Origin of the sequence: Prosthecobacter sp. (assembly GCF_044373815.1) — a bacterium.
In the GTDB taxonomy this organism is placed as follows: domain Bacteria; phylum Verrucomicrobiota; class Verrucomicrobiia; order Verrucomicrobiales; family Verrucomicrobiaceae; genus Prosthecobacter.
The window spans coordinates 1-3,349 of the sequence record NZ_JBIPNG010000612.1; the positions used below are offsets into that span (position 1 = coordinate 1).

At 59.2% G+C, this 3,349-nt stretch carries 2 protein-coding genes and 1 pseudogene; 2 read left to right on the forward strand and 1 reads right to left on the reverse strand.

The annotated features are described in order from the left end of the window. Nucleotides 1-273, forward strand: a 273-nt coding sequence (locus ACIREA_RS29100; protein WP_397385827.1) for a PepSY domain-containing protein, incomplete at its 5' end; no start/stop codon positions are given. A 201-nt stretch (nt 274-474) separates the two neighbouring features. Continuing rightward, a complete protein-coding gene (locus tag ACIREA_RS29105; protein WP_397385829.1) occupies nt 475-2,637 on the forward strand; it encodes a TonB-dependent receptor family protein in 2,163 nt (720 codons plus the stop codon). A gap of 186 nt (nt 2,638-2,823) precedes the next feature. On the opposite strand, the pseudogene ACIREA_RS29110 reads toward ACIREA_RS29105, so the two are convergent. Beyond that, nucleotides 2,824-3,349 (reverse strand): annotated as a pseudogene (locus ACIREA_RS29110) (9-O-acetylesterase); the annotation flags it as partial.

A 3,349-nucleotide genomic window follows, 5' to 3' on the forward strand; every position in this document is an offset into this window, starting at 1 on the left:
CAAGTGCAACTGCGCACCATGCTGAACCTCGATGTGGCGCAGGCCAAAGTGCTGCCCAGCCCCGACGACATCCTTCAGCAAAATCTCGGACGCCGCCTCCGCATGTACGCCCGCTTCCTTCACACCGGCGAGCTCTTCGGCCTCATCGGCCAGACCCTGGCGGCCTTGTGCACCTTGACCACCCTGATCCTCATCTGGACAGGCTTCGCCCTCACCTTCCGCCGCTTCTTCCCCAAAAGCAGCCACGCCGCCGCATCGGAGACAGCTTCATAATTTGGACCTAGTTAGGTTGGATCAAGTCCCTGCGGGGTGCGGAAGTGGTGTTCCGCCCCTGCAGGTTCATTCCCCCGCGCATGAAGCGCAAGAAATGGTTGTTAATCTGCAATTGCGACTCAGTCGCAGAAAATACTTGCGCGTATATCCATCCAATTCACTATTCGGCCCGCTGCGACAGAATCTCAATATCGACCTTTCATGAAGCCAATTGCTCCTTCCAATTTCCCCCGCACCGCTGGTACCGCGCTGGCTGCCGCTGCCCTCCTTTTCCTTGCCATAGCTTCCCATGCCCGATCCCAAAGCGTGCGCAATCCAGCAAGTAAACCGAGTTCAGACATCGTCACCGAACTCCCAAACATCGTTATCACCGCAGACGCTCCAGAGGAACCGCAGGTCAAAATCCCCTACCTGCCACCGGTCGAAGGCACCAAGATTTATGCGGGAAAGCGTGCTTCTATCATTGAACTCAAAGCGCTGCCGGAGGTGATCTCCAACAACTACCGCCAGGCGTTCGCACTAACCCCCGGATTGCTCGTGGCTGAGGAAACCACCCCGCTGGTCAGTCTGGGGTATCGAGGCATCGGCGGACCGGATCGCGCCCAGTTCATGCAGATCCTGCAGGATGGTATTCCCATCAGCGCCGATCCTATCGGCTATCCTGAGGCCTACTGGACACCCCAGTTGGAGTCGGTGCAACGCATCGACTTTCTGCGCGGCGGTGCCTCGCTCATTTATGGCCCCCAGCCTGCCGGTGCCCTGAACTATGTGACGCTCATGCCGCGTGCCGACAAGCCGCTGGGCGTGCGCCAGCAGTTCATCATGGGCACGGATGATCTCATTTCTTCCTACACCTCCGTGGATGGCACGATCGGAAAACTCGGATATCACGGCTATTTTGCCCATCGATCCGCCGATGGCTTCCGACAGGCGAACAGCGACTACGAGACAAATGGTGGCCGGGTGAAACTGGTGTACCAGCAGGATGAAGACACCCGCTGGATCTTCGGTGTGGACGCCTTTGAGCAGGAAAACGGCGAACCAGGAGGCCTGAGTAGTGCCGGTTATGCCGCCGCCCGGAATCAGACGGTGCGTTTCAACGACCGCTTCAAGCTCAGCCGCTACGCGATGAGCATCGAACTGCAGCACCGCATGTCCTCAGACACCGAACTCAGCATCAAAACCTGGGCGGCCTACTATGACCGCTGGAGCCGCAGACAGAATGGCGGTGGTTTTGGCATCGTTCCGGTCGGGGTGACTACCAGCATCGACCGGCAGGAGTTCTACAACTGGGGCATCGAACCACGCATCCGCCATGACTACGAGGCCTGGGGAGGCAAACACACGATCAGCGCAGGCATGCACTTCTACCTGTCGCATTCTCCCACCACCACCAAAACGGGAGCCACCGTCACCTCAAACGACGGACCCATCCTGCGCGACGCGCAGCGTGACATCATCTACGGCTCCGTCTTTGTGGAAAACAAATTCACCTTCGGCCGCCTCACCATCACGCCGGGTTTTCGCATGGAACTCGTGAATCAAGACATGACCCTGCAAAACTTCGCCGTGGGAGCAGTGCCTGAAACCAACAACAGCAAGTTCGATTATCAGCCGCTCTTTGGCCTGGGTCTGGCCTATGATCTTGGCAGCGAGACCATGCTGTATGCCAACATCTCGCAAAGCTACCGTGCCACCACTTTCGCCCAGTCGCTCATTCCGGTTGCCAACGGTACGGCAAATGATGCCGCACCCAGCGTCGGCTGGCATTACGAACTCGGCATGCGCGGCACGCCACGCCCCTGGATCACCTGGGACAGCGCCTTCTTCCTGGTCGATCTCGACAACAAATTTGGCACCACCGGCACGGCGCTTACCAGCGTCGGACGTTCCATCAACTACGGCTGGGACGGCGCCCTGCAGTTTGATGTCATCGGCGCCCTTGACGCCGCCAACGGCACCCATCGCGGCGATCGCCTCGGCGCATTAAACCTGTATGCGAACGCCTCGCTTCTGGAAGCACGCCTCAGCGGTGGCCCCAACAACGGCGGCACACCGCAGTTTGCCCCGCCCTACATGGTGCGCACGGGTGTCATTTACAGTCGCAAGAGCAAACTCAAGCTCGCCTTCCTCGGCACCCTGATGGCCCGTCATAGCGGCAGCGACACCGCCGCCGCCGGTTTCGACATCCCCGCTTACACCACCTGGGATCTCACCGCAGAAATCCCCGTGACACAAAACCTCAAGCTCATCGGCGGCCTCAACAACGTCTTCGACAAACAGTACTTCGCCCGCGTCAACGCCGGTGGCATCGACCCCGCCTACGGCCGCAATTTCTACATCGGCGGAAGCCTGACATTCTAACTTTGTTGGTTGGAGGTGTCTCTGTGGGGGCAAATGTGGTGTTTTGCCCTCACAGAGATTTTTGTCCCAGTCCTTCGATTTTCCAGCCGTCGGGACACTCGCGTTTAACAAGTCCCCTTCGAGCCACTGTCAATGGGCGGCGGTTCATGAGGCCATGGCAACGACCTGATGCCGCGCAATCACTCACTACTTCCGAAACGGCGAAGCCGGCATGCCCGCTCCGTTGAAAAGCGTGGCCACGGGATTGTCCTTCCACGCGTAACGCACCTGCTTCGGTTCAGCGACCGCCTTGCATGAGACGACAACGGTTTCGCCCTCGATCTTCGCATCGGCCACCTGCCACTGGCCGTCCGCTCCGGCGACTTCAAACTCCGTCAGTTCTCCTTGAGCGTTCAGCCCCTTGGCATGCGTGAAGGTCAGCACGAATGAACCGCCCTTCACTGTAGCTTTGTCAATCAGCGGCCCGGAAGTGTCAGCAACATCCTTGTGATACACCGCACCCAGCGCCCACTGCGCGAGGCGGCGGCCCACTTCCTGTTTGTTGGCCGGATGAATATTTTTCGCCTCGCCAATGTCGAGCGTGATCGCCATGCCGCTGTTCGGAATCGTGCTCAGCGCGTTGAGCATCTGCTCGCGCACAATCGGCCAGCCTTCGCCTGCACGGGTGAAATTCGGCAGCTGCACCCAGGCAAAGGGAAACTCGTCGTTCCAG